This is a genomic window from Streptomyces sp. DSM 42067 (assembly GCF_055792885.1).
In genome coordinates, this window is record NZ_CM147706.1 from 2,708,247 (window position 1) to 2,728,153 (window position 19,907).

Annotated in this window: 16 protein-coding genes and 1 pseudogene; 10 read left to right on the forward strand and 7 right to left on the reverse strand. The window is 70.4% G+C overall.

All coding sequences use genetic code 11. The annotated features are described in order from the left end of the window. Positions 1–17: 17 nt before the first annotated feature. The 3 genes from ACSMXV_RS12685 (at position 18) to ybaK (ending at position 2,401) form a co-directional block, all read left to right on the forward strand. The gene (locus ACSMXV_RS12685) at positions 18–1,067 is read left to right on the forward strand and encodes a hypothetical protein (protein ID WP_473177739.1); all 1,050 of its coding nucleotides are present in this window, start codon (positions 18–20) and stop codon (positions 1,065–1,067) included. An 11-nt stretch (positions 1,068–1,078) separates the two neighbouring features. Beyond that, on the forward strand, positions 1,079–1,819 hold the full coding sequence (locus ACSMXV_RS12690; protein ID WP_473177740.1) for an LON peptidase substrate-binding domain-containing protein: 741 nt from the start codon (positions 1,079–1,081) through the stop codon (positions 1,817–1,819). A gap of 78 nt (positions 1,820–1,897) precedes the next feature. Further along, complete coding sequence (gene ybaK / locus ACSMXV_RS12695) at positions 1,898–2,401, forward strand: Cys-tRNA(Pro) deacylase (protein ID WP_181659593.1); 504 nt, start codon at positions 1,898–1,900, stop codon at positions 2,399–2,401. Positions 2,402–2,508: 107 nt separating this feature from the next. Here the strand turns inward: ybaK and ACSMXV_RS12700 are convergent, their stop codons facing one another. The 4 genes from ACSMXV_RS12700 to ACSMXV_RS12715 all read right to left on the reverse strand — a co-directional run bounded on the left by ACSMXV_RS12700 (position 2,509) and on the right by ACSMXV_RS12715 (position 6,430). Further along, the gene (locus tag ACSMXV_RS12700; RefSeq protein WP_473177741.1) at positions 2,509–3,156 is read right to left on the reverse strand and encodes an AAA family ATPase; all 648 of its coding nucleotides are present in this window, start codon (positions 3,154–3,156) and stop codon (positions 2,509–2,511) included. Positions 3,157–3,190: 34 nt separating this feature from the next. Then, positions 3,191–4,027, reverse strand: a complete 837-nt coding sequence (locus ACSMXV_RS12705; protein ID WP_473177742.1) for an ABC transporter permease — start codon at positions 4,025–4,027, stop codon at positions 3,191–3,193. Positions 4,028–4,109: 82 nt separating this feature from the next. Continuing rightward, entirely contained in the window at positions 4,110–5,132 is a 1,023-nt protein-coding gene (locus ACSMXV_RS12710) for an ABC transporter ATP-binding protein (RefSeq protein WP_473177743.1), read from the reverse strand. Positions 5,133–5,203: 71 nt separating this feature from the next. Continuing rightward, positions 5,204–6,430, reverse strand: coding sequence for an NYN domain-containing protein (locus tag ACSMXV_RS12715; RefSeq protein ID WP_473177744.1), 1,227 nt, complete (start codon positions 6,428–6,430; stop codon positions 5,204–5,206). Between the two features lie 282 nt (positions 6,431–6,712). Between ACSMXV_RS12715 and ACSMXV_RS12720 the strand changes: the two genes are divergently transcribed. Next, a complete protein-coding gene (locus ACSMXV_RS12720) occupies positions 6,713–6,883 on the forward strand; it encodes a hypothetical protein (RefSeq protein WP_181659590.1) in 171 nt (56 codons plus the stop codon). A 99-nt stretch (positions 6,884–6,982) separates the two neighbouring features. Here the strand turns inward: ACSMXV_RS12720 and dnaE are convergent, their stop codons facing one another. Beyond that, the gene (gene dnaE / locus ACSMXV_RS12725; protein ID WP_473177745.1) at positions 6,983–10,519 is read right to left on the reverse strand and encodes a DNA polymerase III subunit alpha; all 3,537 of its coding nucleotides are present in this window, start codon (positions 10,517–10,519) and stop codon (positions 6,983–6,985) included. Between the two features lie 416 nt (positions 10,520–10,935). On the opposite strand from dnaE, the gene ACSMXV_RS12730 reads away from it, so the two are divergent. From ACSMXV_RS12730 to ACSMXV_RS12750, 5 genes are all read left to right on the forward strand, one after another. Then, the gene (locus tag ACSMXV_RS12730; protein ID WP_473177746.1) at positions 10,936–12,261 is read left to right on the forward strand and encodes a DUF2252 domain-containing protein; all 1,326 of its coding nucleotides are present in this window, start codon (positions 10,936–10,938) and stop codon (positions 12,259–12,261) included. Between the two features lie 179 nt (positions 12,262–12,440). Further along, positions 12,441–13,127 (forward strand): hypothetical protein, encoded by a 687-nt coding sequence (locus ACSMXV_RS12735; RefSeq protein WP_473177747.1) that lies wholly within the window; start codon positions 12,441–12,443, stop codon positions 13,125–13,127. A 142-nt stretch (positions 13,128–13,269) separates the two neighbouring features. Further along, on the forward strand, positions 13,270–14,070 hold the full coding sequence (locus ACSMXV_RS12740; protein WP_473177748.1) for a DsbA family protein: 801 nt from the start codon (positions 13,270–13,272) through the stop codon (positions 14,068–14,070). Between the two features lie 139 nt (positions 14,071–14,209). Then, complete coding sequence (locus tag ACSMXV_RS12745; RefSeq protein ID WP_473177749.1) at positions 14,210–15,877, forward strand: alkaline phosphatase D family protein; 1,668 nt, start codon at positions 14,210–14,212, stop codon at positions 15,875–15,877. A gap of 334 nt (positions 15,878–16,211) precedes the next feature. After that, entirely contained in the window at positions 16,212–17,207 is a 996-nt protein-coding gene (locus ACSMXV_RS12750) for a zinc metalloprotease (protein ID WP_473177750.1), read from the forward strand. Between the two features lie 53 nt (positions 17,208–17,260). Here the strand turns inward: ACSMXV_RS12750 and ACSMXV_RS12755 are convergent. Then, positions 17,261–17,862, reverse strand: a pseudogene (locus ACSMXV_RS12755) (dienelactone hydrolase family protein). Between the two features lie 64 nt (positions 17,863–17,926). Between ACSMXV_RS12755 and ACSMXV_RS12760 the strand changes: the two are divergent. After that, positions 17,927–19,036 carry a mechanosensitive ion channel family protein gene (locus tag ACSMXV_RS12760; RefSeq protein WP_473177751.1) on the forward strand — a complete coding sequence of 370 codons (1,110 nt, stop codon included), beginning with the start codon at positions 17,927–17,929 and terminating at the stop codon, positions 19,034–19,036. A gap of 23 nt (positions 19,037–19,059) precedes the next feature. Here ACSMXV_RS12760 and ACSMXV_RS12765 read toward each other — a convergent pair whose 3' ends face one another. Continuing rightward, positions 19,060–19,806 carry an SDR family NAD(P)-dependent oxidoreductase gene (locus ACSMXV_RS12765; protein ID WP_473177752.1) on the reverse strand — a complete coding sequence of 249 codons (747 nt, stop codon included), beginning with the start codon at positions 19,804–19,806 and terminating at the stop codon, positions 19,060–19,062. Positions 19,807–19,907 lie beyond the last annotated feature (101 nt).

Here is a 19,907-nt window from a genome sequence, read left to right on the forward strand (position 1 = left end):
AGAGGTGTGGCCGCACCATGGCACTGCTGCACGCGCTGCTTCGCGCCGCCCGGATGGCCAGGCACACCGCGCGCCTCGCCGCGGGTCTGCCCGCCGACGACGAGGTGCTCCTCGACGCACCCGACGACCGCCTCGCACCCGCCCTCGTCGCCGCCGGCCGGGGCGAGTACGACATGGCCGCCAAGCTGCTGGCCGGGACCCGCGAGGCCGCCGAGTGGGAGAACCGCGACCGGTACGTGATGCGTCTCGCGAGCTTCGCGCAGTCCCGCCCCGAGTGGTTCACGTACTGGCAGTTCGCCGCGCCGCACGACCCCGACGCGCTGCTGGTGAAGGCGCAGCTCGCGGTCGCCCGCGGCTGGGAGTCCCCGGCCCGCGCCGAGCTGCTGCGCGAGGTGGCCCCGCTGATCGCCGCCGCCGCGGACGGCGACCACCGCGACCCGGTGCCCTGGCGCATCGCCCTGGACCACGCCCGCGGCACGAACGCCCCGCACACCGTCTTCGAGGAGCTGTGGGCCGAGGCGGTGCGCCGCTCGCCGCACCACTACGGCTGCCATGTGGCGGCGCTCAAGTACCTGTCGGCCGCCTGGTACGGCTCGCACCGCGAGTGCTTCGACTTCGCCGAGCGGGCGGCCGAGGACGCGCTGCCCGGTTCCCTGGTGCAGGCGCTTCCCGTGCGCGCCGCCTTCGCGTATCTGACGAGCGATCCGAGCGGCGGCCCGGTCGGTCTCGCCGCGCTGGTGCCCCGCGAGCGTCTCGACGCGGCCGCCGACCTCGCGATCGCCCTGTCGTACGAGTACGCGGCCGCCGACCCCTGGCCCGCGGAGGTCCGCAATCTCCTCGTCTACGTCCTCGTCCGGCTGGAGCGCTGGGACGACGCCCTGGAGCAGCTGCGGCTGACCGGCCCGTACGCGACCTCGTTCCCCTGGGACCGGGTCTCCGACGATCCGCTCGGACAGTTCCTGGAGCTGCGTGACGGCGTCCGCATAGCGGTCGCGTCCGCCATGCCGCTCCGCAGCCGCCCCGTGCAGGAGGGGCACCGGCGGTCAATAGCCCCCGGCGACCATTAGTCTTTAACGTCGTGACCACCGTCCGGCTCCCGCTCTTCCCTCTGAACTCGGTGCTGTTCCCGGGGCTCGTCCTGCCTCTGAACGTCTTCGAGGAGCGCTATCGCGCCATGATGCGCGAGCTTCTCAAGACGCCCGAGGGCGAACCACGCAGGTTCGCCGTCGTCGCGATCCGCGACGGCCACGAGGTGGCGCCCAGCGCACCCGGCCTGCCCGACCAGACGGCACAGCCCGAACGCGGCCCGGCCGCCGGCTTCGGCGACGACCCGGTGAAGGCGTTCCACGGCGTCGGCTGCATCGCGGACGCGGCGACCATACGGGAGCGCGAGGACGGCACCTTCGAGCTGCTGGCGACCGGCACCACGCGGGTCCGGCTGCGCTCGGTCGACGCCTCTGGGGCGTTTCTGACCGCCGAACTGGAGGAGCTGCCGGAGGTGCCGGGCGACGAGGCAGGCGCCCTGGCCGAGGGGGTGCTGCGCGCCTTCCGTACGTACCAGAAGCGGCTGGCCGGAGCGCGCGAGCGGTCGCTGTCGACGGGCGCGGAGCTGCCGGACGAGCCGTCGGTCGTGTCGTATCTGGTGGCCGCGGCCGCGATGCTCGACACCCCGACGAAGCAGCGGCTGCTGCAGGCGCCGGACACGGCGTCGCGGCTGCGCGACGAACTGAGGCTGCTGCGCACCGAGACGGCGATCATCCGTCATCTGCCGTCGCTGCCCGCGACGGAGCTGACCCGCGCGCCGACCAGCCTCAACTGACGCGTACGGGCGTCGACGACGGCCGACGGACGACGGACGACGGACGACAAGTCTCAACTGCCGCAGTGGAGAAGCCGGATGGCGAAGAAGTCGAAGAAGCAGAACCAGTCCGGGGGGACCCCGGCGACCGTGGCCCTCACCGCCGCGGGCACGTCCTTCACGGTCCACGCGTACGAGCACGACCCGGCGCACCCCTCCTACGGTGAGGAGGCGGCCGAGGCCATGGGGGTGTCGCCGGAGCGGGTGTTCAAGACCCTCGTCGCCGAGGTCGACGGCGAGCTCACGGTCGCCGTCGTGCCGGTCTCCGGCTCACTCGACCTGAAGGCACTGGCGTCGGCGGTGTCGGGCAAGCGCGCGGCGATGGCCGACCCGGCGGCCGCGGAACGCACCACCGGGTACGTCCGCGGCGGCATCTCACCCCTGGGCCAGCGCAAGAAGCTGCGCACGGTGCTCGACGCGTCCGCGGAGAAGCACGAAACGATCTGCGTCTCGGCGGGCCGCCGGGGCCTGGAGATCGAACTCGCCCCGGGTGATCTGGCGACGCTCACGGACGCGGTGGTGGCCCCGATCGGCCGCGCGTGACGCACCGCCGTTGACGTGGTTGTGCGCACGCGTTCCGCAGGGCTGGGGGCACACCTCCCAGCAGTAGCTGGGCAGGGTGGGCACAACACCACGACGGCGGGTGCCTCCTACGGCTGCGGCTGGGCCCCGTACGGCCCGGGGTACGGCTCAGGATCCCGCGGCCCGAACAGCGCGGTCAGCCCAAGATGCACGGCCATGGCCGCAACAGGCCACGCCAGCAGCGCCCCCTTGGCGTTCAGCTTCAGCGGAGCCTCGAACGTGACGCCCTTGCCGACGGCCTTGGCGTGCGCGACCACGTCCTGCGCCGGTCCGAGCCAGACACCGAGCCGCCAGGCCAGCACCGAGCCGAGCAGCCCGCCCAGGGCGAGGCCGACGACCAGCGGGACGCCGCCGCGCCTGCGTACAGCGAAGACGACGAGCCCGCTGACCGCACCGAAGGCGAGCGCGAGCAGGGTGAAGGTGCCGTCGACGGCGATCGCCTGCTCGCCCTCGGTGTCCTTCAGATAGACGGCGCTGTCGTCGGCGACCAGCGGGACACGCGGCGCAAGCCAGAGCCACAGCAGTCCCAGCAGGACACCGCCGACGGCCACCGCGACCGTGATCACGGCGGCCTGCCGCAGTTCGGTCTTCATCCCGGGGCCGTCCTCTTCGTATGCGTACGAGACAGGAGGCACCGCATGTCCTCCGGCGGGCGGAGCCTGCCAGGGGTTGTGCGGGGGCGGTTGGTGCGGCGGTGGCGTCAGCGGTGCGGTCACCCTGACATCGTGCCAGTCCGGGCCGCCGGACGCGTCACCGGACGGCTGCCCGGCGGTACGCCATGGTGGCCACGGTCAGCGACACGACGCCGACAGCCGCGCAGACGGCGAGGTCGAGGAGGACCGCGGCCCAGTCGGGGTGTGGACCGAAGGTGCGGGCGAAGGCCTCCACGCCGTACGTGGAAGGCAGCAGGTCACGCGCGTACTGCACGACGGACGGCAGCCGGTCCGGAGGGAGCACGCCGAGCAGCAGCGCGGCGGACATGCCCAGCTGTCCGAGCAAAGTGGCGAGCTCGGGCCGGGGCGCGAGCAGCCCGAGGGCGGCGCCGAGCCCGGCGAGCGCGGCACCCGCGAGCGGGATCACCGCGACGAGCACCCACAGGTGCGCGAGCGGCAGCTGGAAGAGGGTGCAGCCGACGACGGCGGTGACGACCGTGCCGGGCACGGTGAAGGAGGCGTACGCGGCAGCGGCGCCCAGCACGACGGCGGCGGGCGGCACGGGCAGCGTCGCGTAGTGGTCGAGCCCGCCGTCCGCCCTCAGCTGCCCGAAGTACTGGGCGAGCAGGTTCAGCGCGACGAACGCGACGACCAGGACGGACGACCCGGCCACGACTGCCCTGGCCTCTCCCCCGCCGTCGACGACGCCCCGCATCAGGATCATGATCCCGATGGACTGGAACGTGGCCACGAAGAGAAGCGGAATCCGGGCGACCCGCGCCCGGGAGAGCTGCGCTTTGTATACGGCCGCGAGGGCGGGAAACAGGCGGGCGGGCGGTGCGAGCACCGCGGCGGCACCGCGGACGGCCTCTCCGCCGCCACCGTCGCTGCCGCCGCCCGCATGGACGGGGGCCTCCAAGGGCACGGCACTCATCGCACACCACTCCTGTCCGGGCCGTCGACGCTCCCATGTGCGCTGTGTGCGCCATCGGCCCAGGTCACACGGTGGGCAGCCGTCACGACTTCACCAAGCCCTTCACGCTGTTCTCGCTGCCGCCGAGGGCGAGGTAGACGTCCTCCAGGCTCGGTGTGGCGAGCGTGAAGTCGTCGAGGGCCGCGAAGGCGGCGCCGCCGGTGACCGCTGCTACCGCGGCACGGGCCTCGTCCGGGGCCAGGCGCAGCGCCCAGCGGCGGCCGGACTCGACGGCAAAGCCGCGCAGCGCGGCGACCTCCGGTACGTCGAGCGGCGCCCGCTCGCGCCACACGAGTTCCACCCGGACCTCCCCGGCGACCTTCTCCTTCAGCCCCGCGGGGGTGTCGCAGGCGATGACGCGGCCGCGGTCGAGGACCGCGACCCGGTCGAGGACCGTCTCGGCCTCGATGACGTTGTGGGTGACGAGCAGCACCGTCGTGCCGCGCTCGGCGCGGCGCCTGTCGACGGCGGCCCACACGGCGCGGCGCGCCAAGGGGTCCATGCCGCTCGTCGGCTCGTCGAGTACGAGGAACGGGCGCTCGCCGACCAGCGCGGCGGCGAAGCAGGCGAGGCGCCGCTGTCCGCCGGAGAGCTTCTTGAGCGGACGCCCGGCAAGGCCGCCAAGACCGAGTTCGTCCAGGACGGCGTCCCGCTCGGCCCGTGCACTCCGCGCGTCGAGTCCACGCAGCCGCCCCGTGGTCTCGGCGGCGAGCGACACCGTCAGCTCGTCGAGGGCGGTGGACTCCTGCCCGAGGTAGGCGAGGATCCGCGCTGCCCGCTCGGGGTGGCGCACGATGTCGTGCCCGAGGATGCCGATGCTTCCGGCGTCGGGCCGCATCAGCCCGGTCAGCTGGCGTACGAGGGTCGACTTGCCGGCGCCGTTCGGCCCGAGCAGCCCGAAGATCTCACCGCGCCGGATGTCGAGGTCGATGCCGTCGGTGGCCCGCACCTCGGGCGTCGCGGGCGCCCCGCGCCGCCCGCGCGTGGCGGGATAGGTCTTCACCAGCCCCCGCACGGCGCACACGGCATCGATACCGTGTCCTGACAGTGCGGTGCGCGTACTCACAAGGGACGAGCCTAAGGGGTCGAAGCCCCAGTGGTTGCGCCGGGGCCGACGTCCCCCGCCGGGGTTGCCCTTCAGTCCCCAGCGGGAGCGTGTTCCGCCGCAGTCCGCGTATCGACCTCCCGCCAGAACCCCGCCCGAATCGCATACCGGTCATGCTCATCGATCTGGTCATCCTTATGGGCGAGCAGCCCAAAACGCGCCGCATACCGCAGCAGCTCCCCGTCGATCCGGTGCGGGATCCGCGGATACATGGTGGACAGCCTCTGCACATGGTTCTGGTCCGGCAGCCGCTCCATCCAGCGGCGGGCGAAGACCTGTCCCACCTCGTAGGGGTCGCCGCCGACCGTCGTGATGTCCTCCTCGCGGTCGGCCCACCCCTGCTCCGCGGTCGTGAGCTGGGCCAGCGTCGGCAGCGACGCCGCCTCCGCGGGCTCGGCGATGCCGGTGCGGTCGACCCAACCCTTGTCGGACGACCAGCGCAGCGTCGCGGTCGCGGGATGCTGCGCCGCCTGCGTGCCGGGGCCGCGCAGGGCGGCCAGGTCCTTCGGTGTGGGCACCCCTTTGGCGGCGGCCGGGCCGCGTTCGCCCGTCCCGTTTCCCGTACGGGCCGCCGGCGGGTGCTGCACCCCGGACGGCTCACCGTCAGGCCGCTCGCCCGCCGCGGCGAGCGCCGACTCGGGCAGCGGCGCGGAGAGGATCGCGGCGATCTCGGGTCGGGGCGCGGGCGGCGTCGTGCAGATCCCGCCGAGCTCCTTCGCCCGTACGGCCTTGGTGATCCAGGCCCGGTCGAGGACGCGCCGCTCGTCGGCCTCCGCGACCAGGTCCTCGGACTGGTTGTAGTCGCCGTCGGCGGCCTGGACAGCCCACAGGTGCACGGCGACCCCGTGCTCCTTCGCCGCCATCATGCCGGGCAGCAGATCCCCGTCGCCGGTCACCAGCACCACATCGGAGCAGGCACGGTTGCGTGCCAGTTCGGTGAGCTCGGCGTGCATCGCGGCGTCCACGCCCTTCTGCGCCCAGCGCCCGTCGCTGCGGGTCAGGGCGCCGAGCCGGACGGTCACCCGCGGCATCACGCGCAGCCTGCGGTGTTCCGGCTGCGGCACGCGGTCGGGGGCGCCGTCGAACCAGTAGATGCGCAGCAGCGGCCGTTCCGTATCCGACTCGGCGCGCTCGCGCAGGCCCTGGATCAGGGCCGCGTGGTCGACGGTGATCCGGGACCGGGACGGCTCCCCGGCGAGGAGACTCGCGGCGGCCCCCAGCAGATACCCGGCGTCCACCAGGACGATGCAGCGGTCCACGCGATCCACCCTCTTTCCCTGGGGATTTCCTCGAGGTTTCCCTCAAGGTTCTTCGGAGGCCCGCAATTGACACGAGTGCGGGTCTGCTTCGGGTTTCCTTCGAGTCTGCCCGACCATACGGGTGTTAACGGCCCGAACTCGATCTTCGGCGTGGCGTATCGGCGGATCGCTTCCCTGCATCCCTTATTACGCACGGTAATTCTCTGAAATGCGGCGCTTGTCATCGTATGTGAATCTGGTCCCGTCTCTGGCCCCCAGATCCCCCACAGGAGGCAGATCACCATGGCCAAGAACAAGAACCGCAAGCAGGGTGCCCAGCAGGGTCGCGCTTCGCAGGCCGAGCACGCGGCGCAGGAGGCGAAATCGGTCGCGACCGAAGCGCACTCGGAGATACCGCAGGGCAACCCCGCTGATGTTGCCCGTAAACAGCAGCGCCGCTTCGGCCACAACTGACGCCTTTCCGTAAGGCTCACGCGGCCGTAGGCACGCCAGGAGGGGCGCACCCGATGTCGGGTGCGCCCCTCAACTGTTCCTGTTCCGACGTGCCTCGGTTCAGCCCGCCAGGCAGGACGGGCCGAGCAGCACCTTCAAGTCGCCGAAGAGCGCGGGGTCCGGCTGGACCCGGTGCCGGTCGAGCCGCAGCACCGTCGTCTTGCGGGCGCCCTGGAGCTTGATCCGCACCTCGCTGTTGCCCTTGTGGTGGCTGAGGATCTCGCCGAGGCGGCTGACCATCGGCGGGGTCACGCGCGTGGTCGGAATGGTGATGACCACCGGGGCGTTGGCGCCCGCGTTGGACAGGTCCGGGACCATCAGCTCCATCGCGACCAGCCGCGGCACGTCCTCACGCTTGTCGAGGCGGCCCTTGACGAACACCACGGCGTCCTCGACGAGTTGGGTGGACACCAGCTGGTACGTGGCAGGGAAGAACATGCACTCGATGGAGCCGGCCAGGTCCTCCACGGTCGCGATCGCCCACGCGTTGCCCTGCTTGGTCATCTTGCGCTGCAGGCCGGAGATGATGCCGCCGATCGTGACCACGGCGCCGTCGGCGTGCTCGCCTCCGGTGAGCTGGGAGATGGCCGCGTCGGTCTTGTCGGACAGGACGTGCTCGATGCCGAAAAGCGGGTGGTCGGAGACGTACAGACCGAGCATCTCGCGCTCCTGGGCGAGCAGATACGTCTTGTCCCACTCGTCCTCGGAGAAGGTGACGTCGAGGCCGAAGCCCGGCTCGCTGGTGTCCTCGTCCATGCCGCCGAAGAGGTCGAACTGCCCCTCGGCCTCCTTGCGTTTGACCGCCACCACGTTGTCGATCATCGGCTCGTACTGCGCGGTGAGGCCCTTACGGGTGTGCCCCATGGTGTCGAACGCGCCCGCCTTGATAAGCGATTCGGTGGTGCGCTTGTTGCAGACGACCGCCTCGACCTTGTCGAGGTAGTCAGGGAAGGACGTGTACTTCCCCTTGGCCTTGCGGCAACGGATGATCGACTCGACCACGTTGGTGCCGACGTTGCGCACCGCGGACAGGCCGAAGAGGATCACGTCGTCGCCCTGCGCGGCGAAGTTGTGCTCGGACTCGTTCACATTGGGCGGCAGCACCCTGATGCCCATGCGGCGGCACTCGTTGAGGTAGACGGCCGACTTGTCCTTGTCGTCCTTGACGGACGTGAGCAGCGCCGCCATGTACTCGGCGGGGTGGTTCGCCTTCAGATAGGCGGTCCAGTACGACACGAGGCCGTACGCCGCGGAGTGCGCCTTGTTGAACGCGTATCCGGCGAAGGGGACCAGCACGTCCCACAGGGCCTGGATCGCCTCGTCGCTGTAGCCGTTCTTCCGCGCGCCCGCCTGGAAGATGACGAAGTTCTTCTCCAGCTCCTCGGGCTTCTTCTTGCCCATCACGCGGCGGAGGATGTCGGCCTCGCCGAGCGAGTAGCCGGCAACGATCTGGGCGGCCTTCTGCACCTGCTCCTGATAGACGATCAGGCCGTGGGTGACGTCCAGGACCTCCCGGAGCGGCTCCTCCAGCTCCTTGTGGATCGGGGTGATCTCCTGCTGGCCGTTCTTGCGGAGCGCGTAGTTGGTGTGCGAGTTCATGCCCATCGGGCCCGGCCGGTACAGGGCCGAGACGGCGGAGATGTCCTCGAAGTTGTCGGGCTTCATCAGCCGCAGCAGCGACCGCATCGGGCCGCCGTCGAACTGGAAGACACCGAGGGTGTCACCGCGCTGGAGCAGGTCGAACGTCGTCGGATCGTCGAGCGGAAGGCTCAGCAGATCGATGTCGATACCCTTGTTGGACTTCACCATCTTGACGGCGTCGTCCATGATCGTGAGGTTGCGCAGGCCCAGGAAGTCCATCTTCAGCAGGCCGAGCGACTCACAGCTCGGGTAGTCCCACTGCGTGATCGTCACGCCGTCGGTGTGCCTCACCCACACCGGGACATGGTCGGTAATGGTCTCGCTCGACATGATCACGCCGGCCGCGTGCACACCCATCTGCCGGACCAGGCCCTCGACGCCCTTGGCGGTGTCGATCACCTTCTTCACGTCCGGCTCGTTCTCGTACATCCCGCGGATCTCGCCCGCCTCGCTGTACCGCGGGTGCTGCGGGTCGGTGATGCCGGAGAGCGGGATGCCCTTGCCGAGGACGTCGGCGGGCATGGCCTTGGTGAGGCGGTCGCCCATCGCGTACGGGTAGCCGAGGACGCGCGCGGAGTCCTTGATCGCGTTCTTGGCCTTGATGGTGCCGTACGTGCCGATCATGGCGACCTTGTCGGCGCCGTACTTCTCCGTCACATACCTGATGACCTCGACGCGCCGACGCTCGTCGAAGTCGATGTCGACATCGGGCATCGAGACGCGCTCGGGGTTGAGGAACCGCTCGAAGATAAGGCCGTGCGGGATCGGGTCGAGGTCGGTGATGCCCATCGCGTACGCGACGATCGAGCCTGCGGCCGAACCACGGCCCGGGCCCACCGCGATGCCGTTGTTCTTGGCCCACATGATGAAGTCGGCGACCACGAGGAAGTAGCCCGGGAACCCCATCTGGATGATGACGTCCATCTCGTAGTCCGCCTGGCGCTGGCGGTCCTCCGGGATGCCTCCGGGGTAGCGGCGCTCCATGCCGCGCCGCACCTCCTCCTGGAACCAGGTGACCTCGGTGTAGCCCTCCGGGATGTCGAACTTGGGCATCAGGTCGCGCTTCTCGAACATCCCGGTGGTGTCGATCTGCTCGGCGACCAGCAGCGTGTTGCGGCAGCCCTCCTGCCAGGCGTCCGACGAGTCGATGGCGTACATCTCGTCGGTGGACTTCAGGTAGTAGCCCGTGCCGTCGAACCTGAAGCGGTCCGGGTCGGAGAGGTTCTTGCCGGTCTGGATGCACAGCAGCGCGTCGTGCGCGCCCGCCTCGTGCGCGTGCGTGTAGTGCGAGTCGTTGGTGACCAGCGGCGGAATGCCGAGCTTCTTGCCGATCTCGAGGAGGCCGTCACGGACGCGGCGCTCGATCTCGATGCCGTGGTCCATCAGCTCCAGGAAGTACCGGTCCTTGCCGAAGATGTCCTGGTACTCGGCGGCCGACTTCAGGGCCTCGTCGAACTGGCCCAGGCGCAGCCGGGTCTGGAGCTCGCCCGACGGGCAGCCGGTGGACGCGATGAGCCCCTCCGACCACTGCGAGATGGTCTCCTTGTCCATACGCGGCCACTTCTGCAGCCAGCCCTCCTTGTACGCGTCGGAGGAGAGCCGGAAGAGGTTGTGCAGACCGGTCGCGTTCGCCGCCCAGATCGTCTTGTGCGTGTAACCACCCGAACCGGACACGTCGTCCTTCTTCTGGTGCGGCTGGCCCCACTGGATCTTGCGCTTGTTACGCCGGGACTCTGGGGCGACATATGCCTCGATCCCGATGATCGGGACAACCCCGGCCTTCTTCGCGGAATGGAAGAAGTCATACGCGCCGTGGAGGTTGCCGTGGTCGGACATGGCGATGTGCGTCATGCCCATCTCGTTGCACGCGTTGAACATGTCCTTGAGCCGCGCCGCACCGTCCAGCAGCGAGTACTGGGTGTGCACGTGCAGGTGCGTGAACGGCGGCTTCGACACGGTCTGGCCTCCAGGGCAAGGATCGACGACAGTTCCGGGGACAGCCTCGAAGTCTATGCCCGGGCACCGACAGACGAGGGCACTCCCGGGACACGAGCGACGCGATCCGGCGGCGCCGGGCGGCACGCGCGCGTACCACTGCGCGACACGTGTCGGGCCACGCGCGTACGACCGCGAGGCACACGCCAGGCACGCCCGCGTACGAGCGCGAGGTACACGCCAGGGCACGCGCGCGCACCACCGCCGGACGCTCGCGGGCACGCGCCGCGTACCACCGCCGGACACACACCGGCCACGCCCGCGTACCGCAGCAGTGACCACAGGGCGGGCACTGACGCGTACTGTCGTCCGTTGGAAGTGGACGGAACGCCGTCCCAGACACCACGCACACCAGCCGTACCAGGAGGCACCCAGCGATGTCGGTCCCGCAGCCCAGCGCCGAGCAGCGCGGCGACGAGATCCTTGCCGTCTTCGAGACCGCCTTCGGCGAGCTGCTGGCCGCCGATCCCGCGGCGTTCCGCGTGAAGTTCCGGAAGATGGCGGCCTCCGCCTTCGCCTTCTACCGGGGCACGGCGTGCCTCTTCTACCACGACCTGGAATCCGAGAAGCACGGCGGCCCGTACCTGGACGACCGCACCGCGCGCGTGTGGATCCACGGCGACCTGCACGCGGAGAACTTCGGCACCTACATGGACTCCACGGGCCGCCTGATCTTCAACGTCAACGACTTCGACGAGGCCTATGTGGGCCCGTTCACGTGGGACCTCAAGCGCCTGGCCGCCTCACTGGCGCTGATCGGGTACGCGAAGGCGCTGAGCGACGAGCAGATCACCGAGCTGGTGCGCGTCTTCGCGGCGTCGTACCGCGAGCGCATCCGCGCCCTGGCGACCGGCGCCAAGAGCGACGAGGTGCCGCCGTTCACGCTGGACACCGCCGAGGGCCCGCTCCTCGACGCGCTGCGCGACGCCCGCTCACTGACGCGCTTCGGGCTGCTCGACTCGATGACGGAGATCCGCGACTTCGAGCGCCGCTTCGCGCCGGGCGGCGGCTCCATCGAGCTGGACGCGGCCACCCGCTACAAGGTGCTGGCCGCCTTCGACGGCTATCTGGAGACGCTGCCGGAGACCTCGCTGGCCCGCCCGGACTCCTACCGCGTCAAGGACGTCGTCGGCCGCCGCGGCATCGGCATCGGCTCGGCCGGCCTGCCGTCGTACAACATCCTCCTCGAGGGCCACAGCGACGCCCTTGAGAACGACGTCGTGATCTACATCAAGCAGGCCCAGACCCCGGCCGTGTCCCGGCACATCACCGACCCGGCGATCCGCGACTACTTCGAGCACGAGGGCCACCGCACGGTGATCTCGCAGCGCGCCCTGCAGGCGCACGCCGACCCGTGGCTCGGCTGGACGGAGCTGGACGGTGCCGGCCAGCTGGTCGCCGAGGTCTCGCCGTACGCCGTCGACCTGGACTGGTCCGACATCGACGACCCGGAGGAGATCGCCGCCGTGGTCGCCGACCTGGGCCGCGCCACCGCCACGATGCACTCGGCCGCCGACGACCAGTCCGGCGAGTCCCTGGTCCCCTTCTCCACGGAGCGGGCCATCGACGCGGCGATCGCGGCCGACGAGGACGGCTTCGGCGAGCTGCTCGTGGAGTTCGCGCACAGCTACGGCGCACGCGCGCGTGCCGACCACCAGATCTTCCTCGACCTTTTCCGTAACGGCCGGATTCCGGGTCTTTAGGCATCGGCTCTGTAGCCGCCGGGACGCTCACAGGGATCCTTTAGGGGTCCCTTATGAGATCCCATGGCACACTCCTCCGCGATACTGCATTTCCCGGGGGCTACCCCCGGACCCCCTGCCCGGCTGCAATTCCCGGGGGGACAACCCCCGGACCCCCGGCCAGAAAGAAACCGATCCTCGTGGGCATATCCGAGACAGCGCTCAGAACCGTGCGCGCGACGGTCTTCACGGCACTCGTCGTGATGCTCTCCGTCGCGTCGCACGTCCTGCTGTCCCGGACCCCGCTGCCGCTGGCCACCGTCGCGATCATCGCCGCCGTCGTGTTCGCCGTCGCCTACGCGCTCGCGGGCCGCGAGCGCGGGTACGGGCAGATCGCCGCCCTGCTGATCCCACTGGAGCTGGCCGCCGACACGGTGTTCACCGCGGGCCAGCACGTCTGCTACGGCAGGGCGGGCGGCCCGGTCGCCGGACCGCTGCGCTCGGTCGGGCTCGACGTGCTGTGCGGCGGCGGCGATGTGGGCTCCCCGCTGGCGCAGGTGGCGGGCGGGGACACCGGCCGGGCCGCTGCGCTGCTGGCACACGCCGACCCGGCCACCGCCTGGCTGCTGCTCGGCGCCCATGTCGGCGTCGGTCTGCTGGCGGCCGCGTGGCTGCGGCGCGGCGAGCGGGCGCTGGCGCAGCTGCTGCGGGCCGTGGCGGCGTGTACGTTCCGGCCGCTGCTGGTCGCGGTCGCCGCCGTGACGTCGCGTCCGGCACCCGGGCACCGCCGGGCACGGCCCGCGCACCGGGTGGGCACCGCGCTCACGCGCCTGCTGGTGCACTCCGTGGGACGACGCGGACCGCCGCGCTCGCCTGCTTTCGCCTGATCAGAGCGGTCAGAGCAGCGCGGTCGGCCCCCTGAGCGGTCGACCCTGAGCGGTCGGCCCCTGAGCGGTCAGCCGCCTCAATCCCCGCGTACGCAGGACGTACGCAGCCACGCCATCAGTCATCACACGGAGAAACACCACCATGAGCAAGAGGAACAGCCAGGCGGCGAAGACGGCGGCCCGCGAGCGGCTGCGTGCCGAGCGCGAGCGGGAGGCCAAGAAGGCGAAGGTGAGGCGGCAGATCATCGTCGCCTGCTCCGCCGTCGGCGTGCTCGCGATAGCCGGCGGCGTCGGCTTTGCCATCGTGCAGGCCAACGAGCCCTCGACCTGGGAGAAGGCCGCCGACGCGAAGGTGGTCGCCCCGGCCAACACCTCGGGCACGAACGGCACCACCGTGGTCGTAGGCGAGTCGTCCGCCAAGAACACCGTCCATCTCTACGAGGACCCGCGCTGCCCGGCCTGCGCCTCCTTCGAGCAGACCGTCGGCGAGACGGTCAACAAGGGCATGGAGGACGGCGAGTACAAGCTCTCCTTCACCCTCGGCACCTTCCTCGACGGCAATCTCGGCGGCGAGGGCTCGAAGAACGCGCTGAGCGCGCTCGGCGCCGCGCTGAACGTCAGCACCGACGCGTTCATCGACTACAAGACCGCGCTGTACTCGTCGAAGTACCACCCCGCGGAGTCGACGGACGAGTTCGCCAAGGACAGCTACCTGATCAAGGTGGCGAACACGGTGGACGCGCTGAAGAACAACAAGAAGTTCCAGGACGCCGTCGAGAAGGGCACCTACGACGCCTGGGCGGTGAAGATGAGCGAGTCCTTCGACAACGCCGAGGGTGTCGAATCGACGCCGACCATCAAGATCAACGACAAGAAGATCGAGAACCCGAGCACCGTTGCCGAGTGGGAGACCGCGCTGAAGACGGCGGGCGTCACGCAGTAGCGGCGAGGGCGCCCCGGAGGTACGGGCGCGCCCAGCGAAGTCCGGCGCGGACGTCACCAGATGGCGCGCCGCCGAAGGGCGGGCGAACTTTTCGAGTTCGCCCGCTCTTCGTTTATACCGATCAGTAATCTGATCGGCCGTGACCAGACGACTCAGCTCTCCCCACTCTCACAACTCCCCCAACTCCGCCGCGCCGCGCCGCCGTACGGTCGTCAAGGCCGCGGCCGCCACCGCCGCGCTCGCCCCGCTCGCCGCCGCCACCACGGCCGAGGCCGCCGACGGCCCCGCCTTTCTGCACGGGGTGGCCTCCGGCGACCCGCTGCCCGACGGCGTCCTGCTGTGGACCCGGGTGACCCCGGTCGCGGAGGCCGTGCCGGGATCCGGCAAGGGCCCGGACACCGAGGTGAGTTGGGAGATCGCCGAGGACAAGGGGTTCACCACGGTGGTGGGCCGGGGCACGGCCACCGCGAAGGCCGGCTCCGACCACACGGTCAAGGCCGATGTAAGGGGCCTGCGCCCGGCGAGCGTCTATTACTTCCGCTTCCGCGCGGGCAACGCCGTCTCTCCCGTGGGCCGTACGCGCACCACACCCGCGTACGAGTCCGCCGCCTCCGGCGTCCGGTTCGGGGTCGTGTCCTGCTCCAACTGGGAGGCGGGCTGGTTCTCCGCGTACCGCCACCTCGCGGGCCGCACCGACCTGGACGCGGTGCTGCATCTCGGCGACTACATCTACGAGTACGGCACGGGCGAGTATCCGGCGGCCCAGTACGGGGTCCGTAAGCACGAGCCGCAGCACGAGATCGTCACGCTCGCCGACTACCGCACCCGGCACGGCAACTACAAGACGGACCCGGATCTCCAGGCCCTGCACGCCGCCCATCCCGTCGTCGCGATATGGGACGACCACGAGTTCGCCAACGACGCCTGGTCGGGCGGTGCCGAGAACCACACGCCGGGCACCGAGGGCGACTGGGCGCAGCGGCAGGCCGCCGCCAAGCGGGCGTACTTCGAGTGGATGCCGGTGCGCCCCTCCACCGAGGGCACTGTCTACCGCAGGCTGCGCTTCGGCAAGCTGGCCGACCTGCATCTGCTGGACCTGCGCTCGTTCCGCTCCCAGCAGTCGACGGTCGGCAACGGCGACGTGGACGACCCTGAGCGTACGATCACGGGCCGCGCCCAGCTCGACTGGCTGAAGTCGGGCCTGGCCGCGTCCGACGCCGCCTGGAAGCTCGTCGGTACGTCGGTGATGATCTCGCCGGTCGCCTTCGGGTCGCTGTCCGCCGATCTGCTCGGCCCGCTCGCGGAGCTGCTCGGCCTGCCCAAGGAGGGCCTGGCCATCAACGTCGACCAGTGGGACGGCTACACGGACGACCGCAAGGAGCTCATCGCGCACCTGCGGGACCACGGCATCACGAACACCGTCTTCCTGACCGGCGACATCCACATGGCCTGGGCCAACGACGTGCCGGTGAAGGCGTCGACGTATCCCCTTTCGGCATCGGCGGCCACGGAGTTCGTGGTCACCTCCGTGACCTCGGACAACCTCGACGACATCCTGCATGTCGCCCCGAACACGGTGTCGCTGGTCGCGGAGGCCGCGATCAAGGGCGCCAACCGCCATGTGAAGTGGCTGGACATGGACTCCCACGGCTACGGAGTCCTCGATGTCACCGCCGAGCGCTCCCAGATGGACTACTACGTACTGTCCGACCGCACCGACCCCAGGGCGACGGCGTCCTGGGAGCGTTCGTACCGCACCCTCAGCGGCACACAGAAGGTCGAGCGGGTCTACGCGCCGGTGCGCTGAGCCCGTCTCCCGGGTCAGCGCCCGAAGCCCTCTGCCGAAGAACCGGCCGATCAGATCCGGCCAAGGTCACGTCTGTTAAGGACAGGTCACACCGCTACGGCGGGTGCTGCGCGCCGCGTTCCGAATGCGGACACACCACCCGCCCCGGCAGCGCCGGCCGTTACGCGCACGTCTCGAACTCCGGGATGTGCCATGGGATTTCTACCGGTTGGTGCGATGGGCGGCCCGAGCGATTGGGCCAGATCGATTCTCTGTTGTTCCTGGCATGGGCACGTAATCTCCCCCGGACGGCGAGGAAGACCTCCTCGCCCGCGTCCGCGAGGAGTCAGTCACCATGCGCGCTCTTGCCCACATATCTCCGCGTCTGCGCAGGCGCTTCATCGGTACGGCAATCATGGCCGGAACCCTGGCCCTGGCCCCGCTCTCCACGGCCACGGGGACGGCTGCCGCCGCCAAGGCGCCCACCGCCGCCGAGGAATGCGCCGACGACACACAGGCCACCGCCCGCAAGGCCTACTCGTCGGAAGCCGGGCACGCCCATGAGCCCAACGAGATCAGCGAGGCCAAGGCCAAGGCCATGGACGCGGATCTGAAGCAGAGACTCGAGAAGCTGCGCACGGAGGGCAAGGGACTCTCCGCCGCCGCGGTCACCACGATCCCGGTGTACTTCCACGTCGTCCACGACGGCACCACCGGCAAGCTCACCGCGACCGACATCAGCCAGCAGATGAACGTGCTGAACTCGGCGTTCGGCGGACAGGGCACCGGGAACACCGACTCGGGCTTCCAGTTCACGCTGGCCGGCACCGACTACACCGACAACGCCGCCTGGTACAACGGCATCACGCCCGGCTCCACCGCCGAGTCGGCGATGAAGTCCGCCCTCCACCAGGGCGGCGCCAACGCGCTCAACTTCTACACGGCGAACCTGGGCGACGACCTGCTGGGCTGGGCCACCTTCCCGTCCTCGTACAAGTCGAAGCCGTCGGACGACGGCGTGGTCGTCCTCGACACCTCACTGCCCGGCGGCTCGGCCACCAACTACGACGAGGGCGACACCGCCACCCACGAGGTCGGCCACTGGCTGGGGCTCTACCACACCTTCCAGGGCGGCTGTAACGGCAAGGGCGACTACGTGTCGGACACCCCCGCCGAGGCGAGCCCGGCGTTCCAGTGCCCGACCGGACGCGACACCTGCACCAAGCAGACGGGCGTCGACCCGATCCACAACTTCATGGACTACACGTACGACGCCTGCATGTACCAGTTCACCGCGGGCCAGGTGCAGCGGATGCAGGACAGCTGGGCGGCGTACCGCGCGGCGGGCTGACGCACACGTGACGCAGAGGCGGGCGGCGCCGAACCCCGTATGACCGGGGTTGGCTACAAGCTGTCCAGGAACCCCAGCGCCGTCCGCCACGTCGCCTCCGCGGCCTCCGCGTCGTAATCCGGCAGGCCGGGGTCGGTGTAGATGTGCCCGGCCCCGGCGTACCGGTAGATCTCGACGTCCGCGCCGGCCTTGCGCATCTGCAGATACCAGGCGCTCAGCCAGTCGTCGGGCTCTGGGGGCACCTCCCACGCCCTTAAGGCCGTGGGGGAGGGTCGGGCTCGGCGACATGCAGCTGGACGGGAAGTTCGTCCACGGACGCGTTCTCGGCGATGTCGGACGTGCCGTGCAGAAGCAGCAGCCCGCGCGCCTTCTCGTCGCCGAGCGCCAGCGTCTGGGCGAGCGCGGCGCCGAGCGAGAAGCCCGCGTACACCAGGCCCCGCTCCGAGTAGGGCGCGGCGGCCAGCACGGCGCGCTTGAGCAGCTCGTCCTTGCCGATCTCGTCCTTGAAGTCCCTGCCCTCCTCGACGGTGTCGAACACGCGGCCCTCGAAGAGATCGGGCGTCCACACCTCGTGCCCGGCCTCGCGCAGCCGGTCCGCGGCCGCGCGCACCGCGGGCCGGAGCCCGTACGCCGAGTGAAACAGCATGATGTTCATGGGGCCCATGGTGCCAGCCAGGGCGGCATGTTCAGGGTCGCCAGGACTGGTTACGGTCGTAGGCATGGAGAACGTACTGCGTCCGCTGATCGTCGTCGGTGGCTCGGTTGTACTCACGCTGCTCGTCGGCTGGGCGGTGGACCGGCTGTTGCGCCGGGCCGACGCGCGGCACAGCGAGACACCGCTGTGGGGACTGCTGCGCCGCTGCCGCCTTCCGTTGCAGGTCGTGCTCTGTACGGCGCTGTTGCGGGGGTCGTACGCGCAGGCGAGGGTCGCCGAGAACCACGCGGCGGCGATCGGCCGTGTTCTGACCCTGGTGCTCATCGGCTCCACCGCCTGGCTGGTGATCCGAATCGCGGCGGCGGTGGTCGAGTCCTCGTACGCCCGTTACGCCGCGGCGCGCCGGGACCCCGCGCGGGTCCGCAGGGTGCGTACGCAGGTGACGCTCATCCAGAGGGTGGTCTCCGCCATCGTCGGTGTGGTGGCGGCGGCCTCGATGTTGCTGACGTTCCCGGCGATGCGGACGGCGGGTGCCTCGCTGCTCGCCTCGGCGGGCATCCTCGGCATCGTCGCCGGTATCGCCGCGCAGTCGACGCTGGGCAATCTCTTCGCGGGGCTGCAGATCGCGTTCGGCGACATGGTGCGGCTCGGCGACACGGTCGTCGTGGACGGCGAGTGGGGCACGGTCGACGAGATCACGCTGACGTTCCTGACCGTGAGGACCTGGGACGAGCGGCGGATCACGATGCCGGTGTCGTACTTCACCAGCAAGCCGTTCGAGAACTGGTCGCGCGGCGGCGCCCAGATGACCGGCACGGTCTTCTTCCACCTCGACCACCGTGCTCCGGTGCCCGAGATGCGCAAGAAGCTCGCGGACATCGTGCGCGACTGCCCCGCGTGGGACGGCCGTGCCTGGGGCCTGGACGTGACGGACACCACGCCCACCACCATGGAGGTACGGGCTCTGGTCACGGCCAAGGACCCGGACGACATCTGGACGGTACGGGTCACCGTGCGCGAGCGCCTGATCCAGTGGCTGACGGAGGAACACCCGTACGCACTACCGCGAATCACCACCGCCCAGGCTTCGCTACCACCGACGATCCCACACCAGGTCCGTACGCCAGGGTCTCTGTCCACGGATGGGGTGGCGCCGAGGAAGGGGCGGGGGTAAGTGCCCGTCGCAGTGTGGGCTCGTCAATGCCCCCGTTCCGCACCCCCATTCACCTGCACAACCTGCGCCGTGATGTGGCTGGCCGAAAGCGAGGCCAGCCAGTGAAGCGTGGCGGCGACATCCCCCGGCGTCCCGGCCCGCCCCGTGGAGGTCTCGGCGATCAACTGCTGCCGCCGCTCCTCGGTCATGTGCTCCCCGAAGAAGTCGGTGTCCTCGATATAGCCGGGGGCGACGACGTTGACCGTGATGCCCCGCGGCCCGAGCCTGCGGGCGAGGTCGAAAGCGTACGGGTGGAGGGCGGCCTTGGACGCCGCGTAGGCGCCGGAGCCAGAGCCGCGGTAGGCGGCGATGGAGCTGAGGAACAACACCCGGCCGCCGGGTGAGGCCAGCCGGTCGCCCAGGGCCTCGGTGAGCAGGGCGGCGGTGAGCGTGTTGAGCCGGAAGGCGACGTTCCAGGCGTGCGCGACGGCGGCCAGCGGGTCGTCGGCCTCGGGCCCGGGCCCCGGCTCGAGCAGGCCGCTGCCGCCCGCGCTGTGGATCAGCACGTCCACGGTGCCGAGCTCGGCCGCCACGAACTCCGCGACCCCGCGTACCTCTTCGACCTCGGAGAGGTCCGCGGCATACGTCAGCGCGCCCGGCACCCCGGCCTTCTCCAGCACCTCGGCGCGGCGCCCGAGCAGCAGCACCTGGTCCCCGTCCCCCGCGAAGGCGAGGGCCGCCGCGAGACCGATGCCCGTACCGCCACCGCTGATCACCACGTTCCGAGTCATGCGGCGACGTTACCTCGCGATTCCAGCGCGGCCGCGCCACAGCGGGCCAAGTGGGCGTACTTATCAGAGAGTTCACACGGGTGCCGTCTCCATGGGCGCCG

What these genes read in the sequence shown, in the direction of transcription:
- ACSMXV_RS12685 (WP_473177739.1), top strand. Translation starts at nt 18, where the DNA reads ATGGCACTGCTGCACGCGCTGCTTCGCGCCGCCCGGATGGCCAGGCAC.
- ybaK (WP_181659593.1), top strand. Translation starts at nt 1,898, where the DNA reads ATGGCGAAGAAGTCGAAGAAGCAGAACCAGTCCGGGGGGACCCCGGCG.
- ACSMXV_RS12705 (WP_473177742.1), bottom strand. Translation starts at nt 4,027, where the DNA reads ATGAGTGCCGTGCCCTTGGAGGCCCCCGTCCATGCGGGCGGCGGCAGC.
- ACSMXV_RS12720 (WP_181659590.1), top strand. Translation starts at nt 6,713, where the DNA reads ATGGCCAAGAACAAGAACCGCAAGCAGGGTGCCCAGCAGGGTCGCGCT.
- ACSMXV_RS12730 (WP_473177746.1), top strand. Translation starts at nt 10,936, where the DNA reads ATGTCGGTCCCGCAGCCCAGCGCCGAGCAGCGCGGCGACGAGATCCTT.
- ACSMXV_RS12740 (WP_473177748.1), top strand. Translation starts at nt 13,270, where the DNA reads ATGAGCAAGAGGAACAGCCAGGCGGCGAAGACGGCGGCCCGCGAGCGG.
- ACSMXV_RS12750 (WP_473177750.1), top strand. Translation starts at nt 16,212, where the DNA reads ATGCGCGCTCTTGCCCACATATCTCCGCGTCTGCGCAGGCGCTTCATC.
- ACSMXV_RS12760 (WP_473177751.1), top strand. Translation starts at nt 17,927, where the DNA reads ATGGAGAACGTACTGCGTCCGCTGATCGTCGTCGGTGGCTCGGTTGTA.
- ACSMXV_RS12765 (WP_473177752.1), bottom strand. Translation starts at nt 19,806, where the DNA reads ATGACTCGGAACGTGGTGATCAGCGGTGGCGGTACGGGCATCGGTCTC.